The organism is Streptomyces sp. Je 1-369, from assembly GCF_026810505.1.
GTDB lineage: Bacteria > Actinomycetota > Actinomycetes > Streptomycetales > Streptomycetaceae > Streptomyces.
This window is the reverse complement of sequence record NZ_CP101750.1, coordinates 3405765-3426538: the sequence shown is the minus strand read 5'-3', so window position 1 is coordinate 3426538 and position 20774 is coordinate 3405765. Positions and strand designations below refer to the sequence as shown.

Sequence of the window (20774 nt, the reverse complement as noted above, 5' to 3'; positions counted from 1 at the left end):
TACCTTGGATGTGGCACCGGCTCGATCCAAGCCCCCGGGCCCAACCATAGTCGCTACGAGCGACCACTTGCCGCGAGGCGAGCATGGCGGGTCGGTGTCATGAACGTACGGGAGAGGCCCACGTCACCACGTGACGTGGGCCTCTTTCTGTTTCACCCAACTTCTCGTATGGTGGAAACAAGTTTCCAAAAATGCAGCGCACTGGCCGGTGAACACAACGTTCTCAATCCGGGGCGGCTACCACGTACTCGTCGGTAGGTGCGAACATCGGACGGCAAGAGCTACAAGGTGAAAGCAGAGGAAGTCGGCCATGGCAACGGCGCCCAGCGTCTCCTACTCGATGACGGTCCGGCTGGAGGTGCCCGCGAGCGGAACGGCGGTCTCCCAGCTCACCACGGCCGTCGAGTCTTCCGGGGGCTCGGTCACCGGCCTCGACGTCACGGCCTCCGGCCACGAGATGCTGCGGATCGACGTGACGATCGCGGCGTCCTCCACCACGCACGCCGACGAGATCGTCGAGCAGCTGCGCACCATCGAGGGTGTCACCCTCGGCAAGGTCTCCGACCGTACGTTCCTGATGCACCTCGGCGGCAAGATCGAGATGGCGTCGAAGCACCCCATCCGCAACCGTGACGACCTCTCCATGGTCTACACGCCGGGTGTCGCCCGCGTCTGCATGGCGATCGCCGAGAACCCCGAGGACGCGCGCCGCCTCACCATCAAGCGCAACTCCGTTGCGGTCGTAACGGACGGTTCGGCCGTCCTCGGCCTCGGCAACATCGGCCCGAAGGCCGCGCTGCCGGTCATGGAGGGCAAGGCGGCCCTCTTCAAGCGCTTCGCCGGCATCGACGCCTGGCCGCTCTGCCTGGACACCCAGGACACCGACGCCATCGTCGAGATCGTCAAGGCCATCGCCCCCGGCTTCGCGGGCATCAACCTGGAGGACATCTCGGCGCCCCGCTGCTTCGAGATCGAGGCCCGCCTTCGCGAGGCCCTCGACATCCCCGTCTTCCACGACGACCAGCACGGCACCGCCATCGTCGTCCTCGCCGCCCTCACCAACGCCCTGCGCGTGGTCAACAAGGGCATGGGCGACGTGCGCGTGGTCATGTCGGGCGCCGGAGCGGCCGGCACGGCCATCCTCAAGCTGCTGCTCGCCGCCGGCGTCAAGAACGCCGTCGTGGCCGACATCCACGGCGTCGTGCACGCCGACCGCGAGGACCTGGTGTCCCACGAGGCCGACTCGCCGCTGCGCTGGATCGCCGAGAACACCAACCCGGAGGGCCTCACCGGCACCCTCAAGGAGGCCGTCGTCGGCGCCGACGTCTTCATCGGCGTGTCGGCCCCGAACGTGCTGAACGGCGACGACGTCGCGGCCATGGCCCAGGACGCCATCGTGTTCGCGCTCGCGAACCCCGACCCCGAGGTCGACCCCGCAATCGCCCGTCAGACGGCCGCAGTTGTCGCCACCGGACGCTCGGACTTCCCGAACCAGATCAACAACGTCCTGGTCTTCCCCGGCGTCTTCCGCGGCCTCCTCGACGCCCAGTCGCGGACGGTCAACACGGAGATGATGCTGGCCGCCGCGGGTGCCCTCGCGGACGTCGTCGCCGAGGACGAGCTGAACCGGAACTACATCATCCCCAGCGTCTTCAACGACAAGGTCGCGCCCGCCGTGGCCGACGCCGTGCGGACCGCCGCGAAGGCCGCGGGGGCCGCTGTGACAGGCGCCACGGCCTAGGGACACGGCGCGTCGCGGGACCCGGGCCCCGCGGGCCCCCTCTAGGGTGGCTCGGAGTGGCTTGGCAGCAAGCCCTCCGGCCCCCGGCTTTTCTGGGGCGGCGGACGCTTTTCGTGTGACCCCCACGGGCACCGGATTGGCTTTCCCGCCGCAGGTGGGGGCAGGATGCGTAATCGGGCGCGAGGGTCTGACGTCAGACCCGGGTCCGGGGACTGTCCGAGGACCCTGGCAGCATCGTCTTCGCTGTGCCCATCATGCGGCCCTGCCGCGTGGCACGCCTCAACGGCAAAAGAACACGGGAGTACAAACATGAACCGCAGTGAGCTGGTGGCCGCGCTGGCCGACCGCGCAGAGGTGACCCGCAAGGACGCCGACGCCGTGCTGGCCGCGTTCGCCGAGACCGTCGGCGAGATCGTTGCCAAGGGCGACGAGAAGGTCACCATCCCCGGCTTCCTGACCTTCGAGCGCACCCACCGTGCCGCTCGCACCGCCCGCAACCCGCAGACCGGCGAGCCGATCAACATTCCGGCCGGTTACAGCGTCAAGGTTTCGGCTGGTTCCAAGCTGAAGGAAGCGGCGAAGGGCAAGTAGCCCCGAGCAGCTGAAAGGGGCGGCCACCCATTCGGGTGGCCGCCCCTTTCGCGTGCGGTACTGCGGCCGTACTGCTTCAGAGGGCCCGTACGCCCCCTGCGGGCCTGCTAGGGCCTGTGTCGGAAGTCCCGCCTGCCCCGCGACGCCCGGCACGCGCCCTCGCGGCGTTGTCGGGACACCCCGATACAACCAGTATCGGGGCGACCCTCCGCCTTGCGATCGCACGCACCGGACGCCGCGGGGCCCGCCCTCCGGGCGGACGACGGGACCTCCGACACAGGCCCTAGCCCAGCGGTGCTTTGCCGGGCAGCTCGACCTTCGCGCCGAGCTCCACGAGCTTCTCCATGAAGTTCTCGTAGCCGCGGTTGATCAGGTCGATGCCGTGGACGCGGGACGTGCCCTGCGCCGCCAGGGCGGCGATGAGGTACGAGAAGCCGCCGCGCAGGTCCGGGATGACCAGATCGGCGCCCTGGAGCTTCGTCGGGCCGCTGACCACCGCCGAGTGGAGGAAGTTCCGCTGGCCGAAGCGGCAGTCGGAACCGCCGAGGCACTCGCGGTACAGCTGGATGTGTGCACCCATCTGGTTGAGCGCGGAGGTGAAGCCGAGCCGCGACTCGTAGACCGTCTCGTGGACGATCGACAGGCCCGCGGCCTGCGTCAGCGCCACGACGAGCGGCTGCTGCCAGTCGGTCTGGAAGCCGGGGTGCACGTCCGTCTCCAGGGCGATCGCGTCGAGCGAGCCGCCCGGGTGCCAGAAGCGGATGCCCTCGTCGTCGATCTCGAAGGCACCGCCCACCTTCCGGTAGGTGTTCAGGAACGTCATCATCGAGCGCTGCTGGGCGCCGCGGACGTAGATGTTGCCCTCGGTCGCCAGGGCGGCGGACGCCCAGGAGGCGGCCTCCAGGCGGTCCGAGAGGGCGTGGTGGTTGTAGCCGCCGAGGCTGTCGACACCGGTGATCCGGATGGTCCGGTCGGTGTCCATGGCGATGATCGCGCCCATTTTCTGCAGGACGCAGATCAGGTCCTCGATCTCCGGCTCCACCGCGGCGTTCGAGAGCTCCGTCACGCCCTCCGCGAGGACGGCGGTGAGCAGGACCTGCTCGGTGGCGCCCACGGACGGGTACGGCAGCCGGATCTTCGTGCCGCGCAGCCGCTGCGGGGCCTCCAGGTACTGGCCGCCCTCGCGCTTCTCGATGGTCGCGCCGAACTGGCGGAGCACCTCGAAGTGGAAGTCGATCGGCCGGCCGCCGATGTCACAGCCGCCGAGACCCGGGATGAAGGCGTGCCCGAGGCGGTGCAGCAGGGGGCCGCAGAAGAGGATCGGAATGCGCGACGACCCCGCGTGGGCGTCGATGTCGGCGACGTTCGCGCTCTCCACGTGGGAGGGGTCCATGATGAGCTCGCCCGGCTCCTCACCGGGGCGGACCGTCACGCCGTGCAGCTGCAGCAGACCGCGCACGACGCGTACGTCGCGGATGTCTGGGACATTGCGCAGCCGGCTCGGGGCGCTGCCGAGCAGCGCGGCCACCATGGCCTTCGGCACGAGGTTCTTCGCGCCGCGGACACGGATCTCGCCCTCGAGCGGAGTGCCGCCGTGGACAAGCAGGACATCATCGGTGACGGTCATGAATCTCGCGTTCCGATTGAATGGACAGGGGGACCAAAGGGCCAAGCGTAATGGCCGCGTACCCCCCTTCCGTAAGGTCGAGGACGCACAAAGCACGTCATGAGTTCGTGACAACACGAACCGTGCGGAACCGGACACTCCGGGTCACCATCCGTGACGGTGGTTCCACCGGCCCCTTCCGGCCCTGAGCTGCGTTCACTCCGGTATGCGCATTGCCTCCCCGCGCGGGGCGAAGATGCGGGATCATGTGCTCCATGACCGAGGTGTCCTCGCTCACAGGCCGGCTGCTCGTGGCCACACCGGCCCTGGCGGACCCGAACTTCGACCGCGCGGTGGTGCTGCTCCTCGACCACGACGAGAAGGGCTCGCTCGGCGTGGTCCTGAACCGCCCGACGCCCGTGGACGTCACCGACATCCTGGAGGGCTGGGGGCGGCTGGCCGGTGCGCCCGGAGTGGTCTTCCAGGGCGGACCCGTCTCGCTGGACTCGGCGCTCGGGGTCGCGGTGATCCCCGGCGAGGAGGGCACGCCGCCCGGCGCCCGGAAGCGGGGGCCCGCTCCCCGTGACCCCGTCGGCTTCCGCCGCGTCCACGGCGCGATCGGCCTCGTCGACCTGGAGGCCCCGCCGGAACTCCTCGCCCCCGCCCTCGGCTCCCTCCGCATCTTCGCGGGCTATTCGGGCTGGGGCCCCGGCCAGCTGGAGAACGAACTCGCGGACGGCGCCTGGTACGTGGTCGAGTCCGAGCCGGGTGACGTCTCGTCCCCGGATCCGGAGCGGCTGTGGCGGGCGGTCCTGCGACGCCAGCGGAGCGAGCTGGCGATGGTGGCCACCTATCCGGACGACGCGTCGCTGAACTGAGGGGCCCGGTTCACGTACTGCTCCGCCAGGGGGTGCGGGTCCCTCGTCGGGATCGCCAGGCGCACGGTCACCGGCGGAGCGTTCTTCAGGCGTACGCAGCGCAGTGCCGGATGCGTGTGTCTGCGGGCCACCGGTTCCGGGGCGATGCCCACGCCGTGGCCCGCGGCGACCGCCTCCAGCCACTCGTCGAGGTTGTCCGCGGTGCAGGCGAGCCGGGGGCGGCGCTCCGGGGGCCACAGCTCCGGGCTCGTCGTGCCGGTCACCGTGTTCACCACCAGCGGCACGTCCGCGAGCTCCGCCCAGTCGACCACGCGCCGCCCCGCCAGCTCCGCGGCCCCGCGTGCGACGACGGCGACGCGCGGCTCCCGCAGCAGCACCCGCGTGCGGACCGCGGCGCCGGACGGCACGTCACCCCGTACGACCGCGACGTCGCACGCGCCCGAGAGGAGCCCGGCGAGGGGCTCGTTCCGCCGCACGAGCCGCACACCCGCCCCCGTCGCCGCCTTGAACGCGTGCACCAGCTCGGCGCATGCCTGGGGCAGGAGTGAGGTGAACCCGAGGCGCAGGAGAGGGGGCTCGCTGCCCGCGCCGCGCAGCGCCCCGTCGACCCGGGACAGCAGCGGCGCCAGCTCGTCGCGGAGCCGGGCCCCGGCCTCGGTGAGGGCGACCCGGCGCGTGGTCCGCTCCAGGAGGCGGGTGCCGAGCGCGTCCTCCAGCGCCCGCACGGTCCGCGTCAGCGCGGGCTGGCCGACGCGGAGCACGGCGGCGGCCTGCGTGAAGTTCAGCTCGTCGGCGACGGCGAGGAAACCTCGCAGGTGGCGCAGTTCGACGCCGGGCGGTACGTGATCCATGCCGCCCCAGCATAAATGCGTGCCGCACGCATTTCTCCCCGGATGCGGAGGCTGCCTACGTTTCCCCTTCGCCGCAGCCGATGCGGTACGTCGATCAGGGGAGTTGAACGCCGTGCGCAAGGTATGGCTGTTGATGGTGGGGTCCTTCACGCTCGGGCTCGACGCCTACGTGATGGCGGGGCTCCTGCCGGTGGTCGCCGACGACCTGGGGACGACCGTCTCGCTCGCCGGGCAGATGGTCACCGTCTTCACCCTCGCCTACGCGGTGAGCGCGCCACTCGTCGCCGGACTCCTCTCCGGGGTCCGCCCGCGCGTGCTCATCGTCGCCGCGCTCGCCGTCTTCACCCTCGGCAACGGGCTCACCGCGCTCGCGCCCGGCCTCGCCGTGCTGCTCGTCGCGCGCGCCGTGGCGGGGGTCGGCGCCGGGGTCTACTCGGCACTGTCCACCGCGGCCGCCGCCGCGCTCGCGGGGGAGGAGCGGCGCGGGCGGGCGCTCGCGCTGGTGATGGGCGGGATGAGTTCGGGCACGGTCCTGGGCGTGCCGCTGGGTGTGCTGCTCGCCGACCACACCTCGTGGCGGGCCACGATGTGGCTGGTGACGGGGCTCGGCGCGGTCGCGCTGCTCGGCCTCGCGGCGGGGCTCCCGGACATTCCCGCGGCCCCGGCGGTCCCGGTGCGGGCTCGGCTCGGGGCGCTCTCCGACCGGAAGGTGCTGCCCATCGTCGGTGTCTCGTTCCTGGGCGCGGTGGCGAGCCTCGGCCTGTACACCTACCTGGCGCCCGTGCTCGCCTCCTCGGGTGGTGTGGGCGACGGTGCGGTGGCGCCCTACCTGTGGGCGTGGGGGATCGGCGGGGTGCTCGGCAGCGTCGTCGCGGGACCGCTGGTGGACCGTACGGGACGGGTGTTCGCCCTCGTGACCGGAATCGTCTCCACCCTGGTCGTCGCGATCGGCCTGCTGCCGCTGCTCGGCGCCGCCGCGTACCCCGCGCTCGTCGTCTGGGGCGCCGCGGGCTGGGCGTTCCAGGTCCCGCAGCAGCACCGGCTGCTCGCCCTGCGCGCCGGACGCGGCACGGTCGCCCTCGCCCTCAACAACTCCGCCCTCTACCTGGGCAGCGCGGTCGGCTCCGGGGCGGCCGGGCTCGCCCTCGCGGCGGGCCTCGCACCCATGTACCTGCCCTGGGCGGCGGCCGCGGTCGCCGCGGCGGGCCTGGTCCTGCACCTGCTGCACAGGGCCCCCGCCCGCCCAGCCGACACCGGGTCCATGGAGACGGCCGCTGCCGGGACCCGCCGCGCGTGAGTACCCTTGGCCGTTATGAGCACTCTTGAGCCCGAGCCCGAGCGCGGGGCAGGTACGGGGACCCTCGTTGAGCCGACACCTCAGGTGTCGCACGGTGACGGCGACCACGAGCGCTATGCGCACTACGTCCAGAAGGACAAGATCATGGCGAGCGCGCTGGACGGCACGCCCGTCGTCGCGCTCTGCGGCAAGGTGTGGGTCCCCGGCCGCGACCCGAAGAAGTACCCCGTCTGTCCCATGTGCAAGGAGATCTACGAGTCCATGGGCGCCGGCGGGGACAACGACAAGGGCGGCAAGGACGGCGGCAAGAAGTAGTACGTAGTCCCACTCGGCCTTCCGGCCGCTTCCGGCCACCTGGAAGCACCCTTCGCCCGAGGGGCGTTGCGCCTGTCGCAACGCCCCTTTTGCGTTGTGCAATCGCGTGGCAGTCTGCGGCTTCATGACCTTTGAGCACCTCATCCCGGCGCCCGCACGCGCCGAGGCCACGCAGAGCTCGTCCTTCGTCATCGACGCCGACACGACCCTCTGGGCAGGTCCCGGTACCGAGTCCACCGAGCGGTGGCTGCGGGCCGCGCTCGGCGCCGCGCTCGGTCTGTCCCTCCGCCCCGGCGCCGAAGGCGCCGCCAACTCCCTTGCCCTGCGCGTCGACGACTCCCTGGAGCCCGAGGCGTACCGGCTCACCGTCGACGGCGACCGCGTCGAGATCCAAGGCGGCGCGGGCGCCGGTGTCTTCTGGGGTGCCCAGACGCTCCGTCAGCTCGTCGGCCCCGACGCCTTCCGGCGGGCGCGGCTGCGGCCCGGCGCCGAGCACTCCGTCCCCGCGTGCGTCGTCGAGGACGCCCCGCGCTTCGGCTGGCGCGGCATGATGCTCGACGTCTCCCGGCACTTCATGCCGAAGGAAGGCGTCCTGCGCTACCTCGACCTGCTCGCCGCCCACAAGCTCAACGTCTTCCACTTCCACATCACGGACGACCAGGGCTGGCGCGTGGAGATCAAGCGCCACCCGAAGCTCACCGAGGTCGGCTCCTGGCGCTCCCGCACCCGCTGGGGCCACCGCGCCTCGCCGCTCTGGCAGGAGCACCCGCACGGCGGTCACTACACGCAGGACGACATCCGCGAGATCGTCGCGTACGCGGACTCCCTGCACATCACCGTCGTCCCGGAGGTGGACATCCCGGGCCACTCGCAGGCCGCGATCACCGCCTACCCGTACCTCGGCAACTCCGACGTCATCGACACCGAGGCGCTCACCGTCTGGGACAGCTGGGGCGTCAGCCCGAACGTCCTCGCCCCCACCGAAGAGGTACTCCGCTTCTACGAAGGTGTCTTCGAGGAGATCCTCGACCTCTTCCCGTCCACCTTCGTCCACGTCGGCGGCGACGAGTGCCCCAAGGACCAGTGGAAGGCGTCGCCCACCGCGCAGGCCCGCATCAAGGAGCTCGGGGTCGGTGACGAGGACGGGCTGCAGAGCTGGTTCATCCGGCACTTCGACCGCTGGCTCGCCGACCGCGGACGCCGCCTCATCGGCTGGGACGAGATCCTGGAGGGCGGCCTCGCCGACGGCGCCACCGTCTCCTCCTGGCGCGGCTACCGGGGCGGCATCGACGCGGCCAAGGCGGGCCACGACGTCGTCATGTGTCCCGAGCAGCAGGTGTACTTGAACTTCCGGGAGGACGGCGGCCCGGACGAGCCGATGCCGATCGCGTACGTCCGCACCCTGGAGGACGTCTACCGCTTCGAGCCCGTCCCCGCCGAGCTCACCGAGGAGGAGGCGGCCCACGTCATCGGCACCCAGGCCAACGTGTGGACCGAGGTGATGGAGCACCAGGGACGCGTCGACTACCAGGTGTTCCCGCGCCTCGCGGCCTTCAGCGAGGTGGCGTGGCGGCAGCTGCCCGCCCCGGCCGAACGTGACTTCGCCGACTTCGAGCGGCGAATGTCCGCCCACTACAAGCGCCTTGACGCCCTGGGCGTCGACTACCGCCCGCCGACCGGCCCTCTGCCGCGACACCAGCGCCCCGGTGTGCTCGGACGCCCGATGGAGGGGGCGCCCCCGAACGTGTGAGCAGCACCCCGGGTGCGTGCTCCCGGCGGTCCGCGCAGGCAGCGCGGGCCGCCGGAGACGTGCGAAATCGCCACATCCGCCTGGTTCGCGGACGAATGCCTCCTAGTGGACCCCCGCGCCGGGGCCCGGGGAAGATGTGCCAGAGTTGCCACGTCCGGGTTGTGAGCACGTACCGTACGGCGGAACAGGCGTAACGGTGACACGTCGCGAAACGGCGAGCACTTCACATACGCGATGTACGTGGAGCACGCGGCCGGACATCGGGAAGGGGCAGCCGGTTTGACCACGCACGCACCGCAGGCGGCGCAGACACCGCAATCGGTGAAGCTGCCCGCCACGCTGGACGAGGCAGTGGCGGCGCTCGCCGCCATGCCCGCCGCCGTGCCCGTCGCCGGCGGCACGGACCTGATGGCTTCGGTCAATTCGGGACAACTGCGGCCCGCCGCGCTCGTGGGCCTCGGCCGCATCAGCGAGATCCGCGGCTGGCAGTACCAGGACGGGCACGCCCTGCTCGGCGCCGGTCTCACCCACGCCCGCATGGGCCGCCCCGACTTCGCCGCGCTGATCCCCGCCCTGGCCGCCGCCGCGCGCGCCGCGGGACCGCCCCAGATCCGCAACGCGGGCACCCTCGGCGGCAACATCGCGTCGGCCGCGCCGACCGGTGACGCGCTGCCCGTCCTCGCCGCGCTCGAAGCGGCGCTGATCATCGCGGGACCCGGCGGCGCCCGCCGCGAGATCCCCGTGTCGCACCTGCTCACCGGCATGGAGATGCTCCGCCCCGGTGAACTCATCGGCTTCGTGCGCGTACCGCTGCTGCACGCACCCCAGGTCTTCCTCAAGGCGACAGGACGCACGGGCCCCGGCCGGGCCACCGCCTCCGTCGCCCTCGTCCTCGACCCCGCCCGGCGCGGGGTGCGGTGCGCCGTCGGCGCCATCGCGCCCATGCCGCTGCGGCCCCTGGAGGCCGAGGAGTGGGTGGCCTCCCTGATCGACTGGGACGGCGAGCGGGGCAGTCTCGTCCCGGAGGCGGTCACCGCCTTCGGTGAGTACGTCGCCACCGCCTGCATCCCCGACCAACCCCCGGCGGCCGACGGCACGGAACAGCCGCTGGCCCCCGCGGTACTGCACCTGCGGCGCACCGTCGCCGCGCTGGCCCGACGAGCACTGGGGAGGGCGCTGTCGTGAGCGACGACCGGCACGAAGAGAACACGGCCGACGGCGGCGGCTGGCAGCCGCATCCGCAGGGGGAGTACGACTCCGACGCCACGGCGTTCGTGCAGCTCCCCGAAGGCATGCTGGACGCCCCGCTCGCCGCCCCCGGCCACGGTTACGTACCGCCGCAGATAACGGTCAACCCCACCGTCGCCGACGCCACCGATCCGGCCGCCACCGGCGCCTGGGTCATGCCGCCCGAGGTGACGGGCGCGGTGCGGTGGCCCGAGGCGGGCACGGTGCGGGAACAGCCGCCCGTGCACGCGGACCCGCACGCGGACGCGCACGCGTACGACCCCCGGGCCACGGGGCAGTGGAGCTTCCCCGAGGCGGAGTCGCCGGTGGGGCAGCAGCCGACGTACGAGCAGGAGTACGAGCCCGCCTACGAGCAGGAGTACGCCCACCAGTACGGGCAGGAGCCCGCCGCTCCCCCCGCCGACGTCACCGGCCAGTGGTCGATCCCCGTCGCCAATGGTGACCTGCCGGACGAATCGGGCGAGTTCACGGCGTCCTCGCTGGCCGCGCAGTGGGGCGGCGGCACGCCTCCCGCGACGCTGCCCGGCGGCGCGCCCGCGCCCTGGGCGACCGGGGCGGGGGCGGGTGCGCCGTGGGGCGCGCAGGCGCAGGAGGTGCTGCACGAGCCTGCTCCGGAGCGGGTCGCGGAGCCCGAGCCGCAGCCGCGGCCGCAGCCGGACCCTGCGCCGCGGCCCGAGGCCGGGGCGGAACCCGAGAGCCGGTTCGAGAAGACGCAGCTGCTGCGTGCGATCAAGCTGCCGTCCGCGGAGCCCCCGGTCGCGGAACCCGAGCCGGACCCCGAGCCCGAGCCGGACCCCGAGCCCGAGCTGGAGATCGCGCCCGAGCCGGAACCGGAGCTCGCTCCTGAGCCGGTCGAGGAACCCGCCGAGGTCGCCCCGGAGCTCGCCCCCGAGGCCGCCGTCGAGGCCCCCGAAGAAGCCGAGCCCACGGACGCTCCGGACGCGGATGAAACGGCCGCCCCGGACGATGCAGCCACCCCGGACGAGGCCCCCGCACCCGACGAAACCGTCGACGAATCCGCCGACGCGACGGCCGCCGAAACCCCCGACGTCACCCCCCTCCACGACGACCACCCCCTCGTCTCCTACGTCCTTCGTGTGAACGGCACCGACCGTCCCGTCACGGGCGCCTGGATCGGCGAGTCGCTGCTCTACGTCCTGCGCGAGCGCCTCGGTCTCGCCGGGGCCAAGGACGGGTGCTCGCAGGGCGAGTGCGGGGCCTGCAACGTCCAGGTGGACGGCCGTCTCGTCGCGTCCTGCCTCGTGCCCGCCGCGACGACCGCGGGCAGCGAGGTCCGTACCGTCGAGGGCCTCGCCGCCGACGGACAGCCGTCCGACGTACAGCGCGCGCTCGCCGCGTGCGGGGCCGTGCAGTGCGGCTTCTGCGTACCCGGCATGGCGATGACCGTGCACGACCTCCTGGAGGGCAACCCCGCCCCCACCGACCTGGAGGCCCGCCGCGCCCTGTGCGGCAACCTCTGCCGCTGCTCCGGATACCGCGGTGTCCTCGACGCCGTGCGCGAGGTCGTCGCCGAGCGCGAGGCGTCCGCGCGGGACGAGCACGAGCAGTACGAGCAGCACGACCAGCAGGAGCAGCCCGGGCACGGTCACGCCGAAGCCCGCATCCCGCACCAGGCGGGCCCCTACGGCCAGGACGGAGGCCACGCGTGAGCACCGAAGCCACCACCGCGACCACGCCCGCCGCCGCGGACCGCCGGGCGGCCGAGCAGCCGCCGCACGGCATCGGTGTGTCGCTGCCGTCCGCGGAGTCCCGGGTGAAGACCGAGGGCACGTTCCCGTACGCCGCCGACCTGTGGGCCGAGGGCCTGCTGTGGGCGGCGGTCCTGCGCTCCCCGCACGCGCACGCCCGCATCGTCTCCATCGACACCAGCCACGCCCTGGAGATGCCGGGCGTCCGCGCGGTCGTCACGCACGAGGACGTGCCGGGCGAGCCGCTGCACGGCCGACGCACCCCGGACCGGCCGGTCTTCGCCTCCGATGTCGTACGCCACCACGGCGAGCCCATCGCCGCCGTGGCCGCCGACCACCCCGACACGGCGCGGATGGCCGCGGCGGCCGTCATCGTCGAGTACGAGGTGCTCGAACCGGTCACCGACCCGGAGAAGGCCTTCGAGGCCGAACCGCTGCACCCCGACGGCAACCTCATCCGCCACATCCCGCTGCGGCACGGCGACCCGGAGGCGGCGGGCGAGCTCGTCGTCGAGGGGCTGTACCGCATCGGGCGGCAGGACCCGGCGCCGATCGGCGCGGAGGCGGGTCTCGCGGTGCCGCGGCCCGACGGGGGAGTGGAGCTGTACATCGCCTCGACCGACCCGCACGCCGACCGCGACCGGGCCGCCGCCTGCTTCGGCATCACCCCGGACCGCGTGAAGGTCGTCGTCACGGGTGTGCCGGGCGCGACCGCCGACCGCGAGGACGCGGGCTTCCAGCTTCCGCTCGGGCTCCTGGCACTGCGTACCGGCTGCCCGGTCAAGCTCACCGCGACCCGCGAGGAGTCCTTCCTCAGTCACGCCCACCGCCACCCGACGCTCCTGCGCTACCGCCACCACGCGGACGCTGAGGGCCGCCTGGTCAAGGTGGAGGCGCAGATCCTGCTCGACGCGGGCGCGTACGCGGACACGTCGTCGGAGGCGCTCGCCGCCGCGGTCTCGTTCGCCTGCGGTCCGTACGTCGTGCCGAACGCGTTCATCGAGGGCTGGGCGGTCCGTACGAACAACCCGCCCTCCGGCCACGTCCGGGGCGAGGGCGCACTCCAGGTGTGCGCCGCCTACGAAGCCCAGATGGACAAGATCGCCAAGAAGCTGGGCGTCGACCCGGCGGAGCTGCGGCTGCGCAACGCGATGGCGACGGGTGACATCCTGCCCACCGGCCAGACGGTGACGTGCCCCGCGCCGGTGGCCGAACTCCTTGCGGCCGTGCGGGACGCGCCGCTGCCCGAGCTCCCCAAGGACACCCCCGAGGACGAGTGGCTGCTGCCCGGCGGCCCGGAGGGCGCGGGCGAACCGTCCGCCGTCCGGCGCGGTGTCGGCTACGGCCTCGGCATGGTCCAGCTCCTCGGCGCCGAGGGCACGGACGAGGTCTCCACGGCCACGGTGAAGGTCCACGACGGCGGGGCGACGGTGATCTGCGCGGCCGTCGAGACCGGCCAGGGCTTCACCACGCTGGCCCGCCAGATCGTCCAGGAGACGCTGGGCATCGAGGACGTCCGCGTAGCCCCCGTGGACACCGACCAGCCGCCCGCGGGCCCGAGCTGCCGCGGCCGCCACACGTGGGTCTCGGGCGGGGCGGTGGAGCGCGCGGCGAAGATGGTCCGCACGCAGCTCCTCCAGCCGCTGGCCCACAAGTTCGGGATGTCGACCGAGCTGCTCCAGATCAACGACGGCAAGATCACGTCGTACGACGGCGTGCTCTCCACGACCGTCACGGAGGCCCTGGAGGGCAAGGAACTCTGGGCCACGGCCCAGTGCCGCCCCCACCCGACCGAGCCGCTGGACGAGGCCGGGCAGGGCGACGCGTTCGTCGGCATGGCGTTCTGCGCGATCCGCGCGGTCGTGGACGTCGACATCGAGATCGGCGCGGTACGGGTGGTGGAGCTGTCGGTGGCACAGGACGTGGGCCGCATCCTCAACCCGGCCCAGCTGAAGGCCCGCATCGAGGCGGGCGTCACACAGGGCGTGGGCGCGGCCCTCACGGAGAACCTCCGCACGCCCCGCGGACTGGTCCGCCACCCCGACCTCACCGGCTACGCGCTCCCGACCGCCCTGGACACCCCCGACATCCGCATCGTGAAGCTGGTGGAGGAGCGGGACGTCGTGGCCCCCTTCGGCGCGAAGGCGGCCAGCGCGGTCCCGGTGGTGACGTCCCCCGCGGCCATCGCGTCGGCGGTCCGCGCGGCGACGGGCCGCCCGGTGAACCGCCTCCCGATCCGCCCGCAGGCCGCGGTCGCCGTCCCCTCGCCGTAGAACGGCACGTGCACAGGGTGGGTCGCTCCGGCGGGGCCGGACGGAGCCCGGGTGAAGTGACTCCACCCGGGCCTCGCGGTGCGCGCTACTTGCCGTAGTACGCGTTGTGCAGCGACACGGACGACTTGTTGCCGTCCTTGTCCGTGATCTTCGCGCGGAACGAGATGCCCTTCCCCTTCGCCGGGTTCTTCACGGAGACCCCGCCGTCCCGGACGGTGACCCTCTTCCACGCCCGGCCGTCGTCGTACGAGACGTACACGGCAAGGGACTTGAGGTTCCCCGGGCCCGCCGCCGCGCCCTGCACCGTCACCGGGACGGACTGGGTCGCGCCCGCCGGGGCACGGCTCGACAGGTCCAGCTTCGGGGTGAAGCGGGCCGTGGAGACGGGCAGCTCGGTGCGGGCCGTCGTGTTCTTCGAGCGGAACGTCCAGGACGCCTCCACGCGCGACGAGGCCGCGGCGACCTTAGGGTCACGCCGCACGGACGCGGTCAGCCGGTACTCGGCGTCGCCCGCGGGCACTGTGAACGTCTCGCCGCCGGACACCGGGTCGTCGTTCTCGGCGATCTTCGTGCCGTTGCGGTACAGCGTCGACTTCTCGGCGGAGTACGCGCTCCACCCCGGATGTCCCTCCCCGTCGGCGACGACGGGAATGCGGCCGCCCAGTTTGTCGCCCTCGCGGAAGATGCCTGTGTCGGGAGCGTTCAGGGCCGGGCCGAAGGCGCCGACGTTGAACGTCCGCGTGTAGCCGCGGCCCGCCGTGAAGGCCGCGGGCGCCATCTCGTAGTAACCCTCCAGGATCGGCTCGCCCTCCTCGTCCTTGTCGCCGTACTGGTCGAAGCCGATGCCCCACTTCGTGCCGCCTGTCGCGGTCACGTACGTCGTCGTGGTGCGCGGCAGCTTCGTCGGCTCGAAGATGCGCGAGATGCCGCCCGCCGCAGGCAGATACCCGGCGACGGAGAGGGAGCCCGTCCGCCCCGGGGCCGAGGCGCCGGTGCGCACCTTGACCGTGGCGAAGTCGGCACGCTTCAGATGCTTGGTGTAGCCCGTGGAGAGCTTCTTCACCGTGCCGCCGAGGAGCATGTCGTAGCGCGTCCCGGCCCCCTTCGTCCAGGTGCCGAGCCACTGCTCGCTGAACCCTTCGGGAACCTCCGGGCCGAGGTGGGCGGTGCGCAGGCCCTTGAACGTGGCGTTGGTGGGGGAGGACTCGTACCCCTCGTAGAGGTAGCGCGGCTCGCCCGACACCTGCTTCGCGTCGCGGTCGGGGACCGTGATGTCGACGGGCTTCGCCTTGCGGGCGTCCAGCGTCACCGTCATGTTCTTGTCGACGGTCAGTCGGGGCTGGACGAGCCAGTCGGTGCCGTTGTCGGCGTCGTCCGGGTCGACGTGGATGGACCAGTCGAGCAGGTAACTCCCCTTGGCGACCCGCACCTTGGCGGTTCCGCCCCGCGGGAAGAGGTTGAGGCCCTTGTCCGCGCCGGTGATGGCCGACATCGAGGAGTCGTGGTGCGGGGTGGGCCGACCGTCGCGGCCGATGGTCTTGAGCGTCACGTCGTACCGCTCGATCTCGCGCTCGACCGCGGCGGCGGTGCGGACGGTCCGACCGCCGCCTTCCGCCACGACGTACGCGGAGTACGTGCCGTTCACCGTGCCGCCGGGCCGTGTGTCCACGGTCAGGTCGACGGAGGCGGTGCCGCCCGCCGGGACGGCGACCTTCTTGGCGCCGAGGGTGAAGAACCCGGCGGGGGCGGGGCTGCCCTCGGGGTCGGTGGCGGACACCGTCAGGTCGAGGGTGACCTCGTCCTTGCCGAGGTTCCTGTACGTCACCTTCTTGGTGACGGGCTTGTCGTCGGTGTGCGGCCACAGCTGCGTGCCGAAGCCGACGGAGACGGGGTCGGCGATGACGGTCTGCTTGATGGCACGGTCGACGGCGATACGTCCTGACCCCTGCTGGAACGGCGTGTACGTGCCGTCTCCCTGGGTGGACCCGGTGAGGGCGCCCTTCAGTTCGGCGTGCTTCCAGTCCGGGTGCTGCTGCTTGAGGAGGGCGGCGGCGCCCGCGGCGTGCGGGGCGGCCATGGACGTACCGGAGATCGTCAGATAGCCCTCGGGGTTCTGGCCGACCTCCTTCTCGATGGCGGAGCCGGGCGCGGCGGCCGCCGTGATGTCGACGCCGGGCGCGGTCACGTCGGGCTTGATGGCGCCGTCGCCGACCCGCGGTCCCTGGCTGCTGAACTCGGCGAGCTCGTCGTTGTCGTCGACGGCGCCGACGGTGAGGGCGGCGTCCGCGCTGCCGGGGGAGTTCACCGACCTGGTGCCGCCGTCGTTGCCCGCCGAGACGGTGAAGAGGATGCCCTTGTCCTTGGAGAGCTTGTCGACGGCGGCTTCGAGCGGGTCGATGCCGGGGGTGTCGTAGCCGCCGATGCTGAGGTTGACGACGTCGGCGCCTTGCGCGGCCGCCCAGTCCATGCCCGCGATGATCCCGGAGTCGTCGCCTTCGCCGCTGTCGTCGAGGACCTTGCCGCTGAGCAGCTTGGCGCCGGGTGCGACGCCCTTGAACTTCCCGCCCGACTCGGCGCCCGTGCCGGCGGCGATGGAGGCGACGTGCGTGCCGTGGCCGCGGCGGTCCTTGGCGTCCGGCGCGGTGGAGAAGTTCTTCTCGGCGAGGATCCGGCCCTTGAGGTCGGGGTGCGTGGCGTCGACGCCGGAGTCGAGCACGGCGACCTTGACGCCCGTGCCGTCGTACCCGGCCGACCAGGCCTTGTCGGCGCCGATCTGCTTGACGCTCTTGTCGAGGGTGGCTTTACGGGTGGCGTCGGGCCAGACGTGGCTGATGCCGTCCTTGCGGCTGGTCAGCGCCTTCCACAGGGCGGCGGTGTCCTGGGGCGGGGTGGTGAGGGCTTCGGCGTTCAGGGCGTGCAGGGTTCTGCGGACGGTGGTGTGGCCTGCGGCGCGGATGCGGACTTTGGCGTGGGCGGTGGCTTTGGCGTCGGCGCGTCCGTCGTACCCGACGATGAGCTTCAAGTCCCTTGCTCGCTTCAACTCGGCCGTGTCGAAAAGCCGTTGGTCGACGGTGCCGTCGGCGATCAGGCGCCGCGCGTCGGAGGGCAGGACGAGCGTGTGGCCGTTCGGCAGCCGCTGCGTCCGCACGGGTATGCGTTCGCGCCCCTTCGCGGGCCGGAAGCCGGTGACGCGCCCCGAGCGGTCGACGGTGACGCGGTCTCCGGTGAGGAGGGTGAGGCGGCTGGTCCGGTCGTGGGCGGGGTCCGCCGCCGGGGCCCGGGTGGTGGCAGGTGTGGCCGACGCGGGGCCGGTCGTGCCCGCCGCGAGGGCCATGGCGGCGGCCGCGGCGACGGTGGCCGCGCCCGCTCCTCTGGCGTGGTTGCGCAAGTCTTCCCCCTGGAGTCGTGGTCGTCCGAGGTGCTGTCCGGGGAGTATGCAGAGCTTCGGGGCGCACACCGAACTCCGTTACTGAATAGGAGAGTTGGTGTTACGTGCTCGTGTGGTTCCCATGAGATTCCGAGAGATGCCTCACGGGAACCCGCGGAGCACGCGAGAGGGGTGGTCCTCTTGAGGACCACCCCTTCTGTCGGGCGAGAGGCCGTGGCGGGAATCGAACCCGCGTTACTGGATTTGCAGTCCAGCCCCTGAGCCACTCGGGCACACGGCCAAGTCGTCGACTGAACCCGTCGACCTGACTTCTCGAACGTAGCCGTGGCCCTGTTGCCGCCTCAAGCGGTCACGGGGTGTCGCAACGGGACTGCCATACGGCGTTCACGAAAGAGGTGCGCGGAGCGCTTGGGCCGTGCGGGACGCCTGGGCGGCGACACCGGGGATGCTCGGCGTGATGAAGGAGCCGCCGGCGGCGAGGTCGCCGACGACGTGGACGCGCGGGTCGGCGGGGAGCAGGCCGCCCGCCGGATGGAGCGTGCCGAGACCGGTGTCGACCAGGGAGGCGACGAGGTGGCGGGCGCCGACGGGTATCGACTGCGGGGGCGGGTTCACGGCGTTGACGACGGTGCGGGGAGGCGCGGTCGCCAGGGCCCGTCGTACGTCGCCGGGAACGATCGTCAGCTGACCGGAGTCCAGCAGCCGCATCAGGACGGACGCGTTCACCGGGACCATGGGGGAGGCCACGGCGGCGGCCGTACGGAAGTGGTGGCGCAGGCGCGCCCGGTCGGCCTCGGGCAGCAGACGCCAGGCGTACGGGCCGACGGCGTGCGCGGCCGACTGGAGGACGCGGCGGCCGGCGCGGGGGTCGTCGACGGCGTCGAGCTGCTGCCGGAGCCGGTGGGCCGGGTCTGTTGTTGTCGTGGTGCGCAGCTCCGCGGTGAGGGCATCGAAGTCGCCACCCCTGCCCGCTAGTTCCTCCCGGAGCAGGTCGGTGAGGGCGTCGAGGGTGACGGTTCCGTGGGTCGCGTGCAGCTCCGCCACGCGTTCGGCGGTGAGGTGCTGGGGGCGGCGTCCCTCGATCGGGCGCTGCCAGACGTATGGCAGGACACCGGTGCGCGAGTGCAGCGCGATCCGCCCCTGGTGCCCGCGTGCGTCGAGGGCCACGACGACGTCGACGGCGGTGAGGCCGCTGCCGATCACGGCGATGTCGCTGTCCGTGGGGACGTGGTCGAGGGTGGCGGCCAGCGGATAGGGGTCGGCGGTGTAGCCCGGGGTGCCCGTGAGGCCGTACAGGTCCGGGGGAGTGCCCGTGCCCACGCACAGGGCGACTTGCGCGGCGGCGTACTCCTGGCCGTCCGCCGTGCGGAGTACGAGCCGTGCGCCTTGGCGGGCGACGCCGGTGACGCGGGCGGGCACGACCTCCACCGGCCGCCCCTGCTCGGCCAGCGCGGCCACCGCCTTCTCGGCGGTGTGCGTCAAGTACTCGCCGTAGAGGGCGCGCGGGATCACGGGGAGGCCGAGGAGCGGGTCGATGTGGTCGGCGGCCCGCTCGCCCAGCCAGTCCGCGTAGTGGCCGGTGTCGCCGTGGCGGATGGACGAGATGCCGGGCGGAACGTTGACGCGGACCACGTCCAGGTCGGGTCCGTAGGGCCGCCCCCGCCACAGGTGCGGGGAGGGTTCGAAGACGCGGATGGTGCCGGGGGCGGATGGAGGGGTGGCCCCGGTGGCCAGGGCGTCCAGCAGGGCGACGGCTGCGGCTCCTCCTCCGACGACGGCGAGGTCGGGGTCGGGGTCGGGATCGGGGTCGAGGTTGAGGCCGAGGTCGAGGTCCATGAATGCCTCCGAAGTGTCCGATGCATGTGTTCTGGGGTCGCCGTCGACTCTCGTACGACCTGACGGACACCCCCACCCCGCAACTGAGGGCAATCGACGACGGGCGACCCCCTCGGATGAGGGGTTGGTGCCGAGCGGGGAACCGTGCAAGCTGACCCGGGGGAAAGGGGAAAGGGGAAAGGGGAAAGGGGAAAGGGGAACTCGGGGGGAGAGAGGCACATGAACCGATCGCGCGGAGCGATACCGGGCGTCGAACGGGCAGTGGACGCAGTCGAGTTGTTCGAGCGGGCATCGGCCGGACTGCGCCGCCTCGTCCCGTTCGACTCGGCGGTGTGGCGGGCCACGGACCCGGAGACGGGCCTGATCACGGCGCCGATGCTGGTGCAGAACCTCGGCTCGGGGGAGGGCTGCGCCGCGTACTGGGAGAACGAGCTCCTGGAGGAGACCGTCGTGCCGTACCGGGAGTTGGCCCGCGCGGCCGTCCCGGCGGCCGGGCTGCGCGACGTCACCGGCGACCTCCCCGCCCGCAGCGCCCGCTACCGGCGCCTCCTGCGCGGGTGGGGCGTGCACGACGAACTGCGGGCCGTGCTGCGGATCGGCGACCGCCCGTGGGGTCTGGTCAGCCTCTTCCGCGAAGCCGAGCCGTTCCGCCCGGACGAGATCGCCCTGGTCGCCGACCAGTCCCGCCCCCTGGCCACGCTGCTACGAGGCTTCGCGCGCCCGCCCGCACCCGTCCCCCGCACCGCCGTGCCCGCGCCGGGCCTCATCCTCTTCGACGGAACCGGCGAGGCGATGTCGATCAACGACGAGGCGCGGCAGCACCTCGCGTCCATGCCGCGGGGCCCGTCCTTCCCCTCCCCCCTGGGCGTACGGCTGCCGATCTGGGTGATCGGCACGGCGCTCCAGGCCCGCGCGGTCGCCGGCGGCCGCGACCACGGGGACGCGCGCGTGCGCGTCCGGACCACGGAGGGCCGCTGGCTGGTCTGCCACGCGTCGTGCCTCACGGGTCCCGGCGGGCGGCCGGGCCCGGTGGCCCTCGTCATCGAACCTCCGGCCCCCGCCGACCTGGCGGTCCTGATCGCCGAGGCGTACGGGCTGACGCCGCGCGAGCTGGAGATCACGCAGCTCGTCTCGCGCGGGATGACGACATCGGAGATCGCCGCGACGCTGTTCATCACCCCGCACACGGTCCGCGACCGCATCAAGACCCTCTTCGCCAAGGTCGGAGTCTCCAGCCGGGGCGAGCTGGTGTCCCGCCTCTTCACGGAGCACTACTGGCCGAAGTGAAGGG

Annotated in this window: 14 protein-coding genes and 1 tRNA gene; 10 read left to right on the top strand and 5 right to left on the bottom strand. The window is 72.5% G+C overall.

The annotated features are described in order from the left end of the window. Positions 1–310 precede the first annotated feature (310 nt). Positions 311–1741 (top strand): NAD-dependent malic enzyme, encoded by a 1431-nt coding sequence (locus NOO62_RS15605; protein WP_268771494.1) that lies wholly within the window; start codon positions 311–313, stop codon positions 1739–1741. 309 nt (positions 1742–2050) lie between these two features. After that, positions 2051–2332, top strand: coding sequence for an HU family DNA-binding protein (locus NOO62_RS15600; RefSeq protein ID WP_016645140.1), 282 nt, complete (start codon positions 2051–2053; stop codon positions 2330–2332). Positions 2333–2615: 283 nt separating this feature from the next. Here the strand turns inward: NOO62_RS15600 and murA are convergent, their stop codons facing one another. After that, positions 2616–3959, bottom strand: coding sequence for a UDP-N-acetylglucosamine 1-carboxyvinyltransferase (murA, locus tag NOO62_RS15595; protein WP_268771493.1), 1344 nt, complete (start codon positions 3957–3959; stop codon positions 2616–2618). A 254-nt stretch (positions 3960–4213) separates the two neighbouring features. On the opposite strand from murA, the gene NOO62_RS15590 reads away from it, so the two are divergent. Next, the gene (locus tag NOO62_RS15590; RefSeq protein ID WP_268771492.1) at positions 4214–4816 is read left to right on the top strand and encodes a YqgE/AlgH family protein; all 603 of its coding nucleotides are present in this window, start codon (positions 4214–4216) and stop codon (positions 4814–4816) included. Here NOO62_RS15590 and NOO62_RS15585 read toward each other — a convergent pair. Then, complete coding sequence (locus NOO62_RS15585; protein ID WP_268771491.1) at positions 4789–5667, bottom strand: LysR family transcriptional regulator; 879 nt, start codon at positions 5665–5667, stop codon at positions 4789–4791. The genes NOO62_RS15590 and NOO62_RS15585 overlap by 28 nt on opposite strands. 112 nt (positions 5668–5779) lie before the next feature. On the opposite strand from NOO62_RS15585, the gene NOO62_RS15580 reads away from it, so the two are divergent. The 6 genes from NOO62_RS15580 (at position 5780) to NOO62_RS15555 (ending at position 14259) form a co-directional block, all read left to right on the top strand. After that, positions 5780–6964 (top strand): MFS transporter, encoded by a 1185-nt coding sequence (locus NOO62_RS15580; protein ID WP_268771490.1) that lies wholly within the window; start codon positions 5780–5782, stop codon positions 6962–6964. A gap of 15 nt (positions 6965–6979) precedes the next feature. Beyond that, complete coding sequence (locus NOO62_RS15575) at positions 6980–7279, top strand: DUF3039 domain-containing protein (protein ID WP_150168469.1); 300 nt, start codon at positions 6980–6982, stop codon at positions 7277–7279. 124 nt (positions 7280–7403) lie between these two features. Further along, positions 7404–9029: a beta-N-acetylhexosaminidase gene (locus tag NOO62_RS15570; protein WP_268771489.1), complete on the top strand. Its 1626-nt coding sequence runs from the start codon at positions 7404–7406 to the stop codon at positions 9027–9029. 279 nt (positions 9030–9308) lie between these two features. Beyond that, complete coding sequence (locus NOO62_RS15565) at positions 9309–10214, top strand: FAD binding domain-containing protein (RefSeq protein ID WP_268771488.1); 906 nt, start codon at positions 9309–9311, stop codon at positions 10212–10214. Beyond that, entirely contained in the window at positions 10211–11947 is a 1737-nt protein-coding gene (locus tag NOO62_RS15560; RefSeq protein WP_268771487.1) for a (2Fe-2S)-binding protein, read from the top strand. Before NOO62_RS15565 ends, NOO62_RS15560 begins: the two co-directional genes overlap by 4 nt. Further along, a complete protein-coding gene (locus tag NOO62_RS15555; protein ID WP_268771486.1) occupies positions 11944–14259 on the top strand; it encodes a xanthine dehydrogenase family protein molybdopterin-binding subunit in 2316 nt (771 codons plus the stop codon). Before NOO62_RS15560 ends, NOO62_RS15555 begins: the two co-directional genes overlap by 4 nt. Positions 14260–14344: 85 nt before the next feature. Here NOO62_RS15555 and NOO62_RS15550 read toward each other — a convergent pair whose 3' ends face one another. From NOO62_RS15550 to NOO62_RS15540, 3 genes are all read right to left on the bottom strand, one after another. Next, positions 14345–17647 (bottom strand): S8 family peptidase, encoded by a 3303-nt coding sequence (locus tag NOO62_RS15550; protein WP_414930831.1) that lies wholly within the window; start codon positions 17645–17647, stop codon positions 14345–14347. Between the two features lie 208 nt (positions 17648–17855). Beyond that, positions 17856–17927, bottom strand: a tRNA-Cys gene (locus NOO62_RS15545). A gap of 104 nt (positions 17928–18031) precedes the next feature. Then, complete coding sequence (locus NOO62_RS15540; protein WP_268771485.1) at positions 18032–19483, bottom strand: FAD/NAD(P)-binding protein; 1452 nt, start codon at positions 19481–19483, stop codon at positions 18032–18034. A gap of 219 nt (positions 19484–19702) precedes the next feature. Between NOO62_RS15540 and NOO62_RS15535 the strand changes: the two genes are divergently transcribed. Beyond that, positions 19703–20770, top strand: coding sequence for a helix-turn-helix domain-containing protein (locus NOO62_RS15535; RefSeq protein WP_268771484.1), 1068 nt, complete (start codon positions 19703–19705; stop codon positions 20768–20770). The last annotated feature ends 4 nt before the right edge of the window (positions 20771–20774 follow it).

Bases quoted from the DNA above. Each gene is read 5' to 3' on its own strand.
- NOO62_RS15605 (WP_268771494.1), top strand. From the start codon at position 311: ATGGCAACGGCGCCCAGCGTCTCCTACTCGATGACGGTCCGGCTGGAG.
- NOO62_RS15600 (WP_016645140.1), top strand. From the start codon at position 2,051: ATGAACCGCAGTGAGCTGGTGGCCGCGCTGGCCGACCGCGCAGAGGTG.
- murA (WP_268771493.1), bottom strand. From the start codon at position 3,959: ATGACCGTCACCGATGATGTCCTGCTTGTCCACGGCGGCACTCCGCTC.
- NOO62_RS15590 (WP_268771492.1), top strand. From the start codon at position 4,214: ATGACCGAGGTGTCCTCGCTCACAGGCCGGCTGCTCGTGGCCACACCG.
- NOO62_RS15585 (WP_268771491.1), bottom strand. From the start codon at position 5,667: ATGGATCACGTACCGCCCGGCGTCGAACTGCGCCACCTGCGAGGTTTC.
- NOO62_RS15575 (WP_150168469.1), top strand. From the start codon at position 6,980: ATGAGCACTCTTGAGCCCGAGCCCGAGCGCGGGGCAGGTACGGGGACC.
- NOO62_RS15570 (WP_268771489.1), top strand. From the start codon at position 7,404: ATGACCTTTGAGCACCTCATCCCGGCGCCCGCACGCGCCGAGGCCACG.
- NOO62_RS15540 (WP_268771485.1), bottom strand. From the start codon at position 19,483: ATGGACCTCGACCTCGGCCTCAACCTCGACCCCGATCCCGACCCCGAC.
- NOO62_RS15535 (WP_268771484.1), top strand. From the start codon at position 19,703: ATGAACCGATCGCGCGGAGCGATACCGGGCGTCGAACGGGCAGTGGAC.